Origin of the sequence: Herpetosiphon geysericola, from assembly GCF_001306135.1 — a bacterium.
GTDB lineage: Bacteria > Chloroflexota > Chloroflexia > Chloroflexales > Herpetosiphonaceae > Herpetosiphon > Herpetosiphon geysericola.
In genome coordinates, this window is the sequence record NZ_LGKP01000034.1 from 1 (window position 1) to 16,206 (window position 16,206).

The window sequence follows — 16,206 nt, forward strand, 5'->3', positions numbered from 1 at the left end:
TGCCGATTTATTTCCGACCCTGCCGCATCAAAGCCAATTCAATCGTCATGCTCGCCGCCTGTGTGGCCTGCTTGAACCATTACGCCAGTCGTGGCTCCGCTCCTGGGCAACCATTACTCGTCCGCAGGTCATTCTGGATACCAAACCGATTCCCGTGGTTGGGTATGCCCGCCCCAAAACCCGCAGCGATTTTGCTGGCAGTGCCAGCTATGGGTACTGTGTTAGCCGCAAATTGCATTATTTTGGCTATAAACTGGTCATGCTCACGACCCTGGATGGCATTCCCGTCGCCTATGATCTCGTTCCTGCCCATACCGATGAGCGAGCCGCTGCGGACGAACTACTCGACCGAATCACGAATGCCGATGTCTGGGCGGATAAAGGCTTTCTTGGTCAACAATGGCAGCAGGCGGTGCGGAACACGACTACGAATCGCATCTGGACGGCCAAACGCCACAATCAACGACGGAATCCCGCGCCATTTGATGCGCTCCTCGGGTCGATCCGTGAACGGATCGAAGGGACGTTTCATGAACTGCAAAACACCGGACGGCATGTCGAGCGCTTGTTGGCCAAAACCGTAGAAGGCTTGGCGACCCGTATTGCGAGCAAGGTGACCCATCTGGTCTTAAAAGCCGTGTTGCGTGCACGCTTTGGGATCGATGTGCTCACCTTCACCATTCTTAAAGAAGCCTAACTCACATCAAGCGTACCATATGCTGCGCAATACGAACCACGCTACGCCAAGCCATAGCCCAATAATCAAGCCCGCAGCAATATAACTCACGGGCTTGGTTGGTACTTGGCTTTGTTGAACTTTGAGGCTATATTCGTGCCAAACCTCGGTTGGAATCAGCTTGATTGTTAACATAATGCCGAGCGGCAGCAGCAGCAAATCATCCACATAGCCCAAAACCGGAATGAAATCGGGTATCAGATCGATTGGGCTGAATGCATAGCCAAGCGTGCAAAGCGCTAAGGCTTTGGCATACCACGGCACCCGTGGATCAGGCCATGCAAGCAGTAGTACGCTTAGTTGTTGTTTAAGCTGGCGCGCTCGCTGTTGCCAGGTGGCAAATTGCTGCTTCATTCTTGGGGTTGCTCAGGGTGCACATTCAGCAAATTGAGGTAAATCTGCTCATCAAGTCGAGCTTGACGTAACTGATCGCCCCAAAGAATTGGCTGAATGCCCCGCCAACGCTCCTGCAGAAAAGCTTCAATAGCGGCAACGCTCTGTTGTGGGTCGGCAACCTTGGCTTCGTAGGCCAACGCGGCAGTGCGCATGGTGCAAAATCCGCCTTGGCATGGCCCCATGCCAATCCGCGTATCGCGGCGCAAATCGTCGATGCTGGTTGCCCCTGCTTGCCATGCATCAAGCAGCCGTTGGCGCGTCACCAACTCGCATTCACAAATTAAATCGCCATAGCTTTGTTCGGCTTCGATAGTTGCCAGCGGGGCGCCAACCGTAAACAAGCGGCGTTGATCAGGCGCTGGAATCGCTTCGTCGGCAGTACGACATGGCATCGTATTGCCAAGCTGCTTGGCAACTACATCAACCGTGCGTTCGGCCATCATTCGATAGGTTGTGTATTTGCCGCCCACGATTGAGACAAAGCCAGCCACGCCGTCGCGTTGGACATGATCGAGCACCTTGAAATCGCGGCTAAGCTCGCGATCATCGGTGGTAATTTGTTCGCGATAGAGTGGGCGCACCCCAGCCCAAGCGCGGAGCATGCGGGCCTGAGCCAAGCCAGGAATCAAAATCTCGCCTTCATCTAAAACGGTGGCAATTTCATGGGCCAACATCGAGCGATCATCAGGGTCGGGCACGCTTTCATCGGTGGTGCCAGCAACGCAGACCGTGCGCACTGGCACAATAATATCGCCATCGCCTGGCTGCTTGCAGCGATTGATCACACTATTAACCAGGCGATGATTGAAGGCCACCATCACGCCTTTGCCCGCCACAATATCGACCGCAACCCCAGCCATTGCGGCGATGCGCCCAGCCCAAGCTCCAGCAGCATTAATCACGGCACTGCAAGCTAGATTAAATTCCTCGCCAGTCAAATTGTTGCGCAAGCGAGCGCCAACAACTGTGCCTGCCTCGACGATTAAATCAACAACTTCGTGATAGAGTAAGGTCTGCCCACCATACTCACGCGCTGAACGGACATTGGCCTCGACGGTCAAAAAGGCATCAGCTGAGCCATCGGCAACCTCGAACGCATGCGAAATGCCGCGATTGAGTGCTGGCTCGCGTTGCAAGAGCGTGCTGACCCGCACTTGTTGGGCTGGCACACCTGCGGCAAAACACAAGCCCAAAAATTCCTCTGCATAGCGTTTGGGGTCGTGGGGAGTTGACACAAAATAGCCACTGGTATCTTCGATGCAATGCGGAATAATGCGGCGCAAAATCTGGTTTTCGATCGCGCAATCGCGGGCGGCTTCGCGGTCGCGGCCAATATAGCGTGCCCCAGAGTGGAGTAAGCCGTGGTAGCGTCCGGTTGTGCCATCGGCCAAATCGCGGCGCTCGACCAATGTGCAGCGCAAGCCACGCATTGCCAAATCGCGCAAGACCCCAGTGCCAGTTGCGCCGCCGCCAATGACTAAAACATCAGTTGAACTAGGCATGATCGAACATCCTTGTAGCAGGTTAAACACCACGAAGATTTAAAGCAGCAAGCGCGTTAAATCTTCGTGCGAAGCAGATTAATTGGGTAATTAAGCCTTACCAGCGGCCAATTTGTGGGCCAGCAGGGAACATCGCGCCGACCGAGATCCCAGTGTGAATCCGTTGAATGACTTCGCCCAAGAGCGGCGCAACCGATTTGACTACCAAGGCTGGCCAGCGTTTTTCTGGCGGCAAGGTGATGGTGTCGGTGGTGACAAAGCGCTCAATTGGGCTATTTTTAAGCCGTTCAACCGAATCGCCATAGAACAATGGATGGATACAGCAGGCCCGAACCGAACGGGCGCCGCGCTCCATCAACAGCTCCGAAACTCGAATCATGGTGTGGCCAGTCGCAACTTCATCATCGACGATCACACAATCGTGGCCTGCAACATCGCCCAAAATTGCCAAATGGCCAACCGTGCCATCGTGGTGGTTGATGCGGCGTTTTTCGACCAAGGCAAGGGGCATATTAACAGCTTCGGCAAAGTTGCGAGCTTTTTTGGCAAAGCCCAAGCCAGGCGAAACGATGATGCCATTTTCCAAGCCCCACGATTTGACCTCGTTGGTCAGTAAGTGCATGGTGCTCATTTCATCGACTGGAACGCTGAAGAAGCCTTGAACTTGGCCTGCATGCAAATCGAGGGTCAGCACCCGTTGCGCGCCAGCAGCTACAATCAAATCGGCCAACAAACGGGCGGTAATTGGCACCCGAGGTTGGTCTTTTTTATCGGTACGGCCATAGGCAAGGTAGGGAATAACGGCGGTAATGCGACCAGCAGAAGCCCGTTTGAAGGCATCGAGCATAATCAACATTTCCATAATCAGGTGGTTAAGCGGAGAACCTAACGATTGCACCACGAACACATCTTGTTCGCGGACACTCTCTTCGATTTTGACAAAAATATTTTCATTAGGAAAAGTATGGATGCTCAGTTCACCGTGGCGGATGCCAATGTACGAGCTGATCGCCTGCGCCAGGGTTGGGTTGCCCGACCCACTAAAAATGCGCATTTCATCAAAACGGCTCACGCGGTGTTCTCCTTATACTTGCAATAGCTGCTGGCTGGCTGCATTGCCAACCAGCAATCTGCGAGAAATGCTATAACGTAATAGCGTGTTCAAACTCAGCGGCCTCTGCATGAGGGCCAATAATTGCTAAGTATAAGTTATCTGGGCGAATTAGGCGCTGCGCCACCCGTTGAATGTCTTCCAAGGTCACGGCCTCGATCCAAGCAACAATTTGCTCGACGGGAATAACTTCGCCGTAGCGTAGTTCGTGGCGGGCATTGCGATTGGCAACCGACCATGTATCCTCAAGCCCAAGCAACATGCCACCTTTAACTTGCTCTTTGATGCGGTGCAATTCTGCTGGCGTAACCCCGTTATCGCGTAATTTGCGCAACTCTGCGACGACGGCGCTAATTGCATCGACGGCCTTGCTGACTTCCACGCCACCGTAGATGATCCACTTGCCAGCGTCGTCGTATTCGGCGGTGTAGGAGCCGACGCTATAGGCCAAGCCGCGTTCTTCGCGAATTTCTTGGAACAAGCGCGACGACATGCCGCCGCCAAGGATACTATCGAGCACGCTCAAGGCCCAGCGGTCGCTATCGCCATAACCAAACGATTTCAGCCCGAGCACAAAATTGGTTTGTTCGGTCGGTTTATTCAACAGATGCACAACTGGAGCGTTGCCAAAACTGTTGGTTGCAATTGGCTTGGGCACTTCAAGGCTGCGATAACTGCCAAAGAGGCTGGTTAAGCGATCGACAATTTCGGTGCTATTAAAGTTGCCAGCCAAGGATATGACCGTATTGCCAGCAACATAATGCTGATCGCGATAGGCTAAAAGATCCTCGCGGGTAAACGACCCAACACTTTCGAGCGTGCCAGCAATATCGCGGCCAATTGGCTGGTCGCCCCACATTAATTCATCGAGCAGTTGATGGACCCATTGGGCGGGTACATCGAGCGACATTTTAATTTCCTCTTGAATCACCCCGCGTTCTTTTTCGATTTCTTTTGGCTCGAATAAAGCAGCGTTGAGCATATCAGTTAATACATCGATGCCACGTTCGGTATGAATATTGGCAACTTTACAGTAATAACAAGTTGTGTCGTAGGACGTGGCGGCATTGATATAGCCGCCAATGCCTTCGATGGCATCGCTTAAATCTTTGGCAGTGGGATATTTGGCGGTGCCTTTAAAAAACATATGCTCTAAAAAATGCGAAATCCCAGTTAGGCGGGCATTTTCGTAGCGCGAACCAACTTGAGTAAAAATACCCATCGAAACCGAATGGGTATGAGGCATTTCATCGGTATAAATCCGCAGACCATTTGGCAAAACTACTTTTATAGGGGCCATGGTATACTCCTAAAACCTGGTTAAATCATCACATTTCGCAATGGTTTAGGTTAATCATAACACGGCATTTTGTGCCAAGAAACAGCTCTTTTGGTGGTGATATGCACCACCCTTGCATCCAGAAACGTAGCCATGGAAGAAGTTGCGCTATTGCCTCTTTTTGAATCAATCGCTCCATTGCAATAGCCAAGCGCGGTTTAACAAGGCTGCATAGCGGTCATGTCCTATCAATGGTTGATTGGTCATCCAACTGGATACACTGCGATTAACCTAATAATCACCCCTTAATCAGTTCTTCATCAAAGAGAGAGTGTGGTATAATACAGAGCATCAATCACCAATTAGTCCCGCTTTTTTAGTCCCAATCAGCGCCTTATGGGCGTGAAATCCCAAGCTCTCCCCACATCGGTTGTACTATTTTCAGCCACGGGGTTCTCTCTGCAATCATCTGCCAAACTCTGTTTTAGATGGGTTTGGTTCAGGCTATAGATTGATATGCGAATTAAGGCACTGTCGATAAGGAGGTTGATTTTCGTCGTTGTATTCCCAACTCGCCCAGGTCTGAATTCGATATAGCTGAAGGAGTAACTGGTAGTGAAACATCGTTACACTCGTTTAGCAACGGTCTTAGCGTTGTTAACCATGTTAGCGGGCAATTTAAGCGCTAACAACGTCACGCGGGCAGCAGAACCCCTCAAGCCCAGTGTCGAAACGGCAACTGATTCGCTGCAAGTGAATCAAAGCACTGCTAACCGTTCAAACAAACCCACTCTTGCCCCATTGTATGGTGAATTTGCCAAGTCTGGCTCGGTTAAAGTTATTGTTCAGTTCCACGAAGCTCCGTTGGCAACCTATGCTGGCGACGTTAATGGTTTGAAGGCCACTGCCAATGCGCAAACTGGCCGTAACAAACTCGATGTCAAGACGGCTGATTCCCAAGCCTACTTGAAGTATCTCGATGGCAAGCATGCAAGCTTCCTGAAAGATGTCCAAGCCAAATCAAACCAAATCAAGCAACTTGCCGATTATCAAGTAGCCTTGAACGGGATGTTCTTGGAAGTTGATGTTTCAGCAATTACCGTATTGCGCAATCACCCTGAAGTTGCTTCGGTTGAAGTTGCTCCAGTCGAAAAGCTCGATACCGATAGCAGCAACCAATTTATTGGCACTGCTAGCTTTTGGCAAAATCTTGGCGGTGGCAACACTGGCACCAATGCTGGTGAAAACATTGTGATTGGGGTTATCGATAGCGGTATCTACAACCCTTCAAGCACCTTTACCACCACTGGTATCCACCCATCATTGCGCGACCCATCACCAGTTGGTGGCGATTACAGCGCATGGCCAGGTGGCTACAAAGGGATTTGTGCTACCAATCCTCCTGCGAATCAAGTATCACCAGACAACAGCTTTGGCGCTTGTAACGACAAGCTGATTGGGGCTTGGTGGTACAACGGCGGTGGGATTGCTAACCCTGGTGAAGCGAAATCACCAATGGACCAAAGCGGTCACGGCACCCACACCGCTACAACTGCTGGCGGTAACGGTGGCACCGTTTCACCATTCGGCACCGTTTCTGGGGTTGCACCTCGCGCCCGCATTATCGCCTACAAAGTCTGTTGGGAAGAAGATCCAACCGATACTGAAGACGGCGGTTGTAACGGCGGTGACTCAGTTTCAGCTATCAACCAAGCCTTGATCGACGGCGTTGATGTGTTGAACTACTCGATCAGCGGCGGCAACTCACCATGGACTGATGGCGTTGAAGTTGCGTTCCGTAACGCCAACGCTGCTGGCGTGGTTGTTAGCGCCTCAGCTGGTAACGCTGGTACCGTTGGTAGTGTTGCTCACAACTCACCATGGTTGATCACCGTTGCTGCTAGCACCCAAGCTCGCGAATTCAAAGGCTATATTAGCAACTTAAGCGGTGGCACTGGTGCTGCTCCAACCCCATTGGTTGGTGCGTCACTCTACCCAGGCTCAGTTACTGGCCAAATCAAATTGGCTCCACCCCAAGCAGGTGAAACTGTTGCCCCAAGTTTGTGTGTATCGCCCTATGCCCCAGGCACCTTCCAAGCAACCGATATTGTGATTTGTCGCCGTGGTAACAATGCCCGCGTGCTCAAATACGCCAACGTGTTTGCTGGCGGCGCTGGTGGCGGGATTATCGTTAACGCTACCGACAACCAAGGGATTGTTGCCGACTACTGCGCCAAAGTCTGTGTTCACCTCGAAAAGAACGCAACCTTGGAAAGTGCAGCTGGCGAAGCTTTGGTAACCTACGTTCAATCAGGCACCGTCACCGGTAAAGCCGATGGTGGGGTCAAAGTTACTGGCCCTGGCGATAAGATGGCTGGCTTCAGCTCAATGGGTCCTTCGCCAGTCAAAAACTTGATCAAACCAGACGTAACCTTGATTGGGGTTGATGTTAACGCAGGCCATACTGCTGATGTTTGGGACAACGATTTCGTCGATGGCGAATTGTTCCAAGTTATCGGTGGTACCTCAATGTCAAGCCCGCACAACGCTGGCGTGACCGCCTTGATGCGCCAAAAATACCCAACTTGGACTCCATTTGAAATCAAATCGGCCTTGATGACGACTGCTAAGACCAGCGTTGTCAAGCCAGATGGCGTAACCCCAGCTGATCCATTCAACATGGGTGCTGGTCGCGTCGATTTGACCAAAGTATTCAGCGCTGGTTTGGTGCTGAACGAAACTGTTTCAAACTTCGTTGCAGCAAATCCATCAGCTGGTGGCAACCCTGCAACCTTGAACATTGCCAGCGCCGCCAACGACGCATGTGCAATTGAATGTACGTGGACGCGGACTGTCAAGAATACCTTGAGTGTTGCAACAACCTGGACGGTCAGCGGTTCAACCTCGCCAGTCACGGTTACTGCAACTCCTGCAAGCTTGAACTTGGCTCCAGGTGCAACCGGCACCATCACGATCAAGGCTAATGTTGCTGGCCGCCCAATCAATGGCAACTGGATCTTTGGTGAATTGCGCTTGACTGAATCAGCCAACCGCGCACCAGCAGTCCACTTCCCAATTGCAGTCAAGGCAACTTCAGGTGGCGTGCCCGCTAACGCTTCGGCAACCACCCGCCGCGATAGTGGCAAGGTGACTGTTGGTGGCTATAACGCTATCAATGTTACCAACTTGACCATCCGCGAATTTGGTTTGACCAAAGGTCTGCAGGTTACTGAAGTTATCACTGGTGACAGCGATGACGGTTCAGTCTATGATGACATCAATGATGGTACCTTCTACGAATCGTTTGTGATTCCTGCTGGCGCAAGCAAATTTGCCGCCCGCATCGCTGAAACGACCTCAGAAGATGTCGACATGTACATTTTCCGCGATACCAACGGCGATGGCATTCCTCAAGAAAGCGAAGAAATTGGTACCGCAACGACCCCATCAGCCTTAGAAACCTTCACGTTGGCTAACCCAGCTGCAGGGACCTATATTATCTTGGTGCAAAACTGGGCCGAATCAGTCAATGCTCCAGATCCAATTACGCTCGAAGCCTACTATATTCCAACCACCAACCTTGGTAACTGGGATGTTGTTGGCCCAGCCAACGTTTCAGGCAGCGCTCCATTCAGCGTTGATATTTACTGGGACGAGCCAGCTCTCGAAGCTGGTGATGTTTGGTTCGGCGAATTTGACCTTGGCACTAGCCCAGCCAACCCAGGTAGCATTGGCCGCACCACCTTCCGGCTCGAAGTCTTGGAGCCAGAAGTGAGCGTCAATGTGAGCGATACAACGGTTGATGTTGGCGAATACGTCACCTATACCTTGACGATTTCCAACGCTGCCGCGATGGACGATACCTTCTACATTACCAACACCTTGCCTGTCGGCTTGGAATTAGATGCAAGCAGCTTGCCTGCTGGCGCTAGCTACAACGCTGGAACCCGCACCATCACTTGGAGCGGCGTGGTCGAAGGTGCTGAAACAGGCTATACCTTCAGCGATAGCCGCAACGGTGGCATAGCATTCGATAACTTCGATGTTTCAGCCGATGCGAACGCTACCGCCGTTTGTGCCGAAGCTCCATTCGCCTCATGTGATGAAGCACTCATTGGCTTTGATATTGCACCATTCAATATTCGCGCCTTTGATGTCAATCACAGCGACGTGCTGATTAGCTCAAATGGTACCTTGCACCTTGCCGAGGTTGGGGCCAACGATGAGCTGTTCACCGCACAGCAAATGCCTGATCCAACCGCTCCTAACGGAACGTACTCAGGTTTGTGGACTGACTTGGACTTGAACGGTACCTCAGCATCCGATCCAGGCGCAGGCGAGTTCTATGTCTTGATTGTTGATGGGGTCAATCCAAACGAGCCTACCGCACCTTATGTCGCAATCGAATACCAAGGTGCTCAACAATTTGGTTCAGCCACTTCGAACCTTAACTTTACCAATTATGCCCGCGCTGATGGTGAAGTATCAGAGTTCTGTACTGTCTATGGTACGCTCACTGGCAACTTAACCACCTTCCCTGATGGTGTTGCAGTTGGGATCGAAAACCTTGATGGTACACTGGGCTCAAGCTACTACTACAGTGGCGATAGCGCAACTAGCGCCAACGTTCCAACCGCTGGTACAACCATCTGTACTTCGGTTGGCGCAGGCGAACCAGGTACGCTGACCTTGACCTACCGCGCTCGCGCAACCCAAGCTGGCACCTTAACCAACAGTTTTGTCTTTAGCTCAGCTGCTGATCGCAACCAAGCAAATGTCGACGTTGCAATCGAAGCAGTTCAAGCTGTGTTCAAGATGTTCTTGCCATTGGTTAACAAGACGTCGTAAGTTCTGACCAATTGTCGGTTACAATGCCCTCACTCATTGCGAGTGAGGGCATTTTTTATTTGAGATTGCTCAATGTTGTATGATCTTGCAGCGTTTTTTAGCCAGGCTGCTGCACCATTGCAGCAACGCATGACGTGGTTGATGCACTATGCAGCTGAGCAGCGTTTGGCCTGTTATGTGGTTGGTGGCTGTGTCCGCGATTGGTTGCTGGCGCGCCCAGTTGGCGATATTGATCTTGTGGTTGAGGGCGATGCAATTGCGCTGGCCGAGGCTTGGACCACAGTCTGGCCTGATCAGCTGCACACCCACCCGCCATTTGGTACCGCTACCGTGAGTTGGTTGGATGCTGGCGCGCTGGTCAGCTTGGATCTGATTTCAGCCCGTCGTGAATCCTATCCCCAACCTGCGGCCTTGCCAATCGTTCAGTTTGCGCGCTTAGCTGATGATTTGGCGCGGCGCGATTTTACCATTAACTGTTTGGCCTTGCAGCTTGCCAACCAACCAACCAACGTAATTGACCCACACAATGGGTTGGTAGATCTGCAACGTGGTTTGATTCGAGTCTTGCATAAGCGCAGTTTTATCGATGACCCAACCAGAATCTTGCGCGCCTTGCGCTTTGCAGCACGTTTAGAATTTAGGCTTGAGCCATCCACTGCCGAGCTGTTGCAGCAAGGCTTGCCATGGCTCGATCAGACCACGCCTGCTCGTTTGTGGAATGAATTGGGCTTGCTGTTAAGCGAGCCAAGTGCGTTCAAAGCGTTAAGTTTGGCTGATGAGTGGGGTGTGTTGCAACAACTATGTGGCTGTGCTTGGCCACAAGCCCTCAATCACCAAGCCCAATGCTTGCTTCCAAATTTGCCAAACGAGCAATTGGCCATTAGCTGGTTGCTGTTGATGAGCCAGCTTTCTCCAAACGCTGCTCAAGCTCAAACCAAACGCTTTGGCCTGCCCAAGCCCATTCGCCAAGCAGTTGGGCAATGGCATGCGTTAGCAACTACTGCTGCTATGCTGAACACTACGCTCTCTGCGGGCAAGCTTGATCGCTTGCTTAGCCCGTTTGAGCCGTTGGTTTTGCAGGTTTGGGCCAGTACCCAAACACCTCTCGTTCAACAGCAAATAGCCTACTATTTGCAGGCGTTGCGGCCAATTGCCAGCCAGCTAAGCGGGCGTGATTTGCAGGCCCAAGGGATTAAGCCAGGCCCAGAGTATAAAACGCTGCTTGCCGCTGCGCGTGAACGCCAACTTGATCAATTTGCAGCTGAAAATCCTAATCTTTGCTAAGATAGATGTGGATGAGCCAAGGCGATCATCAGCTGTTTCGGCCCGAGCAGAATCGCTCTTGAACTAGGAGTAATGCCAATGACGACATTCGATTTAAGTGGCAAGGTGGCAATTGTAACTGGTGCATCACGGGGAATTGGCGAGGCAATTGCCCACCATTTTGCCCAAGCAGGAGCCAAGGTTGTGGTTTGCGCGCGCAAATTAGAAAGCCTGCAAACCGTCGCCGATAGCATTAATCAAGCTGGTGGTACGGCGTTGGCCGTAGCATGCCACACTGGCAAGCGCGAGCAAGTGCAAGCGGTGGTCGCCCAAACCTTGGCCGAATGGGGCCGAATCGATATTGTGGTCAATAATGCAGCAACCAATCCGCATTTTGGCCCGTTGCTCAACTCCGATGGTGCCCAATGGGATAAAACCTACGAGGTCAATGTTAAAGGCTATTTTTGGTTGATCCAAGCGGCAGCTGAGGCCATGCAAGCCCAAGGCGGTGGCTCGATTATCAATGTGGCTTCGGTGGCAGGCTTGCAACCAGCAACCGCAATGGGAATTTATAGCATTTCTAAGGCGGCTGTGATTGCCATGACCAAGCAGTTGGCTCAAGAATTAGGCCCGTTCAATATTCGAGTTAATGCTTTGGCTCCAGGCTTGATCAAAACCAAATTTAGCTCAGCGCTGTGGGATAACGAGGATCTGAATCAGAAAATTGTGGCTGGCACCCCGCTAGGCCGAATTGGCACCGTCGATGAAGTTGCTGCTGCTGCCTTATATCTGGCCAGCGATGCCGCCGCCTTTACCACAGGTACCGTGATGACAATGGATGGCGGCAGCCTTGTTGGCGGGATTTTGGGCTAGCGATAGAACAAAGAACATAGAGTATAGAACATAGGGCAGAGATCAGGAGTTTGGGATAATATTTCAACCACGAAGGACACGAAGAGCGCGAAGAAAATGCGGCGTTAGGCTATCGGTGCTTGGTTTGAAATCTCAACAATTGTTCCGATAGCCCATAGCCTAGCCCCCGAATCCTGATCCCTAGCTCCTACTTCATCCTTCATCCCTCATCCCTCTGCCTTTACTCTTTGCCCCGAATATTTCCTTTATCCTTCATCCCTCCTCCTTCATACTTTTTAAATATCTGGCATTGGTTCTGGTTCGCCGAGTGCATCGCCATACCAGCGTTCGAGCCAGGCCAAGGCCTCGCTGAGCCGAGCTTGCGGCATGCGGCGGTAGGTTGTGATGCCCCATTGGCGATACAAGCCATCAAAAATTGCTGGGTATTCATTGCGTCGCGAGCGTTCGCCCACAACTTGGGCAACCCGCCGCACCGTTCTGGCCAATAACACCGCGTTGGCCTCAATTTCAGCGCTCATGCCGCCCATTTCGCGGGCCTCAACATCGGCGCTAAGCTGGCGCTCAAGCAACATCTGCTCGCGGGTTAGGTTGGCCACGGCCAACGCGCCACGATAGGCCACCTCTGCTTGGCTTTGCTCCCAACGATTGGGCAATAGTTGGTCGTTGGTTTCAAAGCCTTGCGGGCGAAAGCTCTGCCACAGCACCGAGGCCATTTCGTTGCTCAAGGCCTGAACAACTGGCGCCGCCTCTGCACTCACGCTCTTGGGATCAAGCCCTGCCACCCACAAGGGAATCAGATCGATCCGCAAACATGGCTGGCGCTCATCCTCGCCATCGAGATTGGGCACACTCAGTGGGCGTAAGCCCGTTGCCAAGGTGGCATGCGCTTTGATTCGCTTGAGCTGCGGTGCATGCGGAATCTCCAGCATGGCACAAACTACGGGAATCGAAGCATAGGTTTGGTTGGGATCAAGCGCGAGAATTTGGCCTAGCTCGCTATTATAAAAATGTTGCATGCAAATCCTTTATCTAGCCCTTGAGGCGTTCGAGCATCGTGTTGTGGGCGGCTAGTTCCAACTGATCGTCAAGTGGCTTGAGGGTGGCGTTTGAGCCATAGCGCCGTTGCAGCGCTAGCTCAAGCAAATGGTCGGCAAAATGCGGATTTTTGGGCAGCAACGAGCCATGCATATAACAGCCAATTACATTTTGCCAAACAGCGCCTTCGCTGCCATCTTTGCCATTGTTGCCATGGCCAGCCAGCACCTTGCCCAATGGCTTAACCCCCGATCCAAGGAAGGTGCCGCCGCTATGATTTTCGAAGCCAACTAAGGTTTGGCTGCCAGTGCCCCAATTGGCCTCGATCAGCAAATTGCCAATTAGGCGTTGGGTGCTGCCTACGGTATGCACATCCAACAAGCCGATGCCTGGTAATTTCTCGCCAGTGTGGGTCAAAAAATAATGGCCTAGTAACTGATAGCCACCGCAAATCGCCAACAGCACCATGCCAGTTTCGGCGGCGCGGCGCAATGGCTCTGCTTGCTGCTCAACAAAATCAGCAGCGATTAGCGCTTGGCCACTATCTTGGCCCCCGCCAAAAAATGCCAAATCGACACTCTGCCAATCGATGTTACTGCCAGGCATCACCGGAACGAGGGTTGTTGTAATATCGCGCCATGCACAGCGCTGGCGTAAGGTGATAATATTGCCACGATCACCATAAATATTCATCTGTTCAGGGTAAAGATGAGCAATTGTCAGGTTGTACATCGCATCCTCCACGTATTCGTGCTCATTGTACTACGCTCGGCTGCTTAACAAAACCTTGATACTCATCGCGTATAACTGTTACCTGAATTTGATGTTGTACTGCTCAAAGGATAATTTATGCAACCATTTTTACTTAATCCCAAGAATGCCGCTGTTGTGACGCGCCAAAAACCCTATGGCAGCGACAAATTTGTTTGGTTTATGTTGCTGTTTAGTATTCCGTTTTTGCTGGTTGGCTGTATCGCCTTGGGCTTTTTGCTGCGTGATGTTGGCGCTACTCAAGCGCTGATCAATGGTGATGATACGCAAGCAACGATCACCCAGCTTAGGATCGAGAATAGTGGCGATGATCCGAGCTATTTTGTCGCTTATCGCTTTGAGGCTCCGTTTAATGGCACTAGTCGCAGCTTTGAATCAAGCCATATCATTGATCAAGCAACCTATCGTAGTTTGAGCGAAGGTACTTCGGTGGCAGTTCGCTATGACCCTGCCAATCCAGAGGTTTCCAAATTAAGCGCGCTAGTGAATTGGAATAATGTGCTGATGCAGTTGGCGTTTGCAGTGATGTTTAGTTTGTTTGGCGGGCTTGCGTTAATCTTCTTTGTGATTCGGCCATGGCGTTTGACCAAAGCCTTGCGCTCACGCGGCCAAATGCTGCCTGGGCAAATTATTAATGCCAGCGCTGAGAAAGATGGCGATGGCGATTGGAATTTAGAAATTAAGTATTATTTTGTTTCGCCTTATGGGGTAGGAATAACCAAAACCCAAAGTGCTATTCGCAACGATTTGCGCAACACAGCCCCACCGCCAGCCAACACGCCAATTGTGGTGATGTTTGCTGATGAGCGGAATTTTACGTTGTTGTAAATTGGCTTTCCTCACCCGTAGCGTAGGCGAGGGCTTTAATTCCGTGGTTTTGTCGTGATCTCTTGATAATCCAATGAACCATTAGATATAGCCCATAACCTATAGCTTCAATGTTGGGTAATCTGTAGAATCTTTGGCAAAAAATAAGCATCCTTCGTGGTGTCTATAGCCAAGAGCCAAAAACCTGATCCGCTCTGCGCCGCTGCGTTAAATCTATTGTTTGGCTTTTACTGCTCAATCAGCTCCAAAGCCTGATGGCAAAACCGCGATCTGCTATATACTTATCCTAATATGCGGGAAATTTCATAGGCGCTTTGGAGGCTGCATGGCAACGCGGACAAGTGGGCAGGCTGTCGCTCTGACAGGCCTTTCGGTCATGGTGATGATGACGTTTTCGCATGCCATGAATGATATGTGGACTTCATTGCTTTCGCCATTGCTGCCAAGCATTAGCGATACCTATCAGGTGTCGATTGGCCAAACTGGAATTTTGGTGGCGATTTTATCGTTTGCTGGCTCGATGCTTCAGCCATTGCTTGGCGCAGTTGGCGATTATGTTGATCGGCGCTGGTTGGCGGCGTTTGGCCCGGTGCTGACGGCAGTTGGCCTGACCTTAATTGGCTATATGCCCAACTTTTTTATGCTCGGCGCATTAATTATGCTTGGAGGTTTGGGCAGCGCAATTTTTCACCCTGCTGGGGCGGCCTACATCGCTATGGGCGCGAACCCCAATCAACGCGGTTTGTTTGTTTCGATCTTCTCTGCTGGTGGAACCTTGGGTATGGCCTTTGGCCCCTTAATTGTTGCCCAGTTTGATTTGAATAGCTTGCCCTATTTGCTGCCAGCTGGCATGCTGATTGGGATTGTGACCTTCTTGCTGATTCCTTCGGCGGCCCAAAATCGCAGCCAACCAAAAACGCTGCGCGATTATATCAGCGTGTTTCAAGGGCCATTGCGTTGGCTCTGGTTTATGAGTGTGCTGCGCTCGCTTTCGAGCGTTTCGTATAGCAGCTTATTGGGCTTTATGCTACGCGATCGCTTTGATCAGGCGCTGGCTGATGCTCATGTTGGCCCAACTTTGGCGGTATATAACATTGCTTCGGCGGTTGGTGGCATCGTTGGCGGGCGAATTTCAGATCGAATTGGGCGCACAGTGGTGTTGCGTTCCAGCATTTTGAGCACAATTCCACTCTTTATTGGCTTGGTGTTATCATCGCCCTTGGATTGGTGGTATTACCCCTTGACGGCGGTGGTTGGGGCGATGGTGATGGCGAATATTCCGGTTTCGATTGTGACCGCCCAAGAGTATGCACCGCAACATATTGCAACCGCAAGCGCTATGATGATGGGCTTTGCTTGGGGAACCTCAGGCGTGCTCTACCCCATTATTGGCAGCCTCGCCGACTTAACCTCGCCAACTTGGGCGATGATTGCGGCAATTGGCTTGCTCTTGCCAGCCTTCTTTATTACGGTGCGCTTGCCAGAGCCTGAACGCACAACAACGATTGGCTAGAAGTTGAAAAGGATGAAGGATGAATTATGAGGGATGAAGTGAGGACAGAAT

The 16,206-nt window shown here is 51.5% G+C and carries 12 protein-coding genes; 6 read left to right on the forward strand and 6 right to left on the reverse strand.

Annotation, left to right across the window (positions count from 1 at the left end; genetic code table 11):
- On the forward strand, positions 1 to 697 hold a 697-nt coding region (locus tag SE18_RS20575; protein ID WP_054532803.1), incomplete at its 5' end, for an IS982 family transposase.
- A 6-nt stretch (positions 698 to 703) separates the two neighbouring features.
- Here the strand turns inward: SE18_RS20575 and SE18_RS20580 are convergent.
- From SE18_RS20580 to SE18_RS20595, 4 genes are all read right to left on the reverse strand, one after another.
- Complete coding sequence (locus SE18_RS20580; protein ID WP_054536357.1) at positions 704 to 1,090, reverse strand: YkvA family protein; 387 nt, start codon at positions 1,088 to 1,090, stop codon at positions 704 to 706.
- Positions 1,087 to 2,634: an anaerobic glycerol-3-phosphate dehydrogenase subunit GlpA gene (glpA, locus tag SE18_RS20585; RefSeq protein ID WP_152976705.1), complete on the reverse strand. Its 1,548-nt coding sequence runs from the start codon at positions 2,632 to 2,634 to the stop codon at positions 1,087 to 1,089. Before glpA ends, SE18_RS20580 begins: the two co-directional genes overlap by 4 nt.
- Positions 2,635 to 2,731: 97 nt before the next feature.
- On the reverse strand, positions 2,732 to 3,706 hold the full coding sequence (locus SE18_RS20590) for a ribose-phosphate diphosphokinase (RefSeq protein ID WP_152976706.1): 975 nt from the start codon (positions 3,704 to 3,706) through the stop codon (positions 2,732 to 2,734).
- A 70-nt stretch (positions 3,707 to 3,776) separates the two neighbouring features.
- Entirely contained in the window at positions 3,777 to 5,045 is a 1,269-nt protein-coding gene (locus SE18_RS20595) for a M16 family metallopeptidase (RefSeq protein ID WP_054536358.1), read from the reverse strand.
- A gap of 594 nt (positions 5,046 to 5,639) precedes the next feature.
- Between SE18_RS20595 and SE18_RS20600 the strand changes: the two genes are divergently transcribed.
- The 3 genes from SE18_RS20600 to SE18_RS20610 all read left to right on the forward strand — a co-directional run bounded on the left by SE18_RS20600 (position 5,640) and on the right by SE18_RS20610 (position 12,008).
- Positions 5,640 to 9,872 (forward strand): S8 family serine peptidase, encoded by a 4,233-nt coding sequence (locus SE18_RS20600; RefSeq protein WP_054536359.1) that lies wholly within the window; start codon positions 5,640 to 5,642, stop codon positions 9,870 to 9,872.
- 72 nt (positions 9,873 to 9,944) lie between these two features.
- Positions 9,945 to 11,156, forward strand: a complete 1,212-nt coding sequence (locus tag SE18_RS20605) for a CCA tRNA nucleotidyltransferase (protein ID WP_054536360.1) — start codon at positions 9,945 to 9,947, stop codon at positions 11,154 to 11,156.
- A gap of 72 nt (positions 11,157 to 11,228) precedes the next feature.
- Positions 11,229 to 12,008 carry a glucose 1-dehydrogenase gene (locus SE18_RS20610; RefSeq protein WP_054536361.1) on the forward strand — a complete coding sequence of 260 codons (780 nt, stop codon included), beginning with the start codon at positions 11,229 to 11,231 and terminating at the stop codon, positions 12,006 to 12,008.
- A 275-nt stretch (positions 12,009 to 12,283) separates the two neighbouring features.
- On the opposite strand, the gene SE18_RS20615 is transcribed toward SE18_RS20610, so the two are convergent.
- Together SE18_RS20615 and SE18_RS20620 are read right to left on the reverse strand one after the other, a co-directional pair.
- Positions 12,284 to 13,024 carry a phage antirepressor N-terminal domain-containing protein gene (locus SE18_RS20615; RefSeq protein ID WP_054536362.1) on the reverse strand — a complete coding sequence of 247 codons (741 nt, stop codon included), beginning with the start codon at positions 13,022 to 13,024 and terminating at the stop codon, positions 12,284 to 12,286.
- Between the two features lie 13 nt (positions 13,025 to 13,037).
- Positions 13,038 to 13,775, reverse strand: coding sequence for a type 1 glutamine amidotransferase (locus tag SE18_RS20620; protein ID WP_054536363.1), 738 nt, complete (start codon positions 13,773 to 13,775; stop codon positions 13,038 to 13,040).
- Positions 13,776 to 13,892: 117 nt separating this feature from the next.
- On the opposite strand from SE18_RS20620, the gene SE18_RS20625 reads away from it, so the two are divergent.
- On the forward strand, positions 13,893 to 14,642 hold the full coding sequence (locus tag SE18_RS20625; RefSeq protein WP_054536364.1) for a DUF3592 domain-containing protein: 750 nt from the start codon (positions 13,893 to 13,895) through the stop codon (positions 14,640 to 14,642).
- A gap of 325 nt (positions 14,643 to 14,967) precedes the next feature.
- Positions 14,968 to 16,155 (forward strand): MFS transporter, encoded by a 1,188-nt coding sequence (locus tag SE18_RS20630; protein WP_054536365.1) that lies wholly within the window; start codon positions 14,968 to 14,970, stop codon positions 16,153 to 16,155.
- Positions 16,156 to 16,206 lie beyond the last annotated feature (51 nt).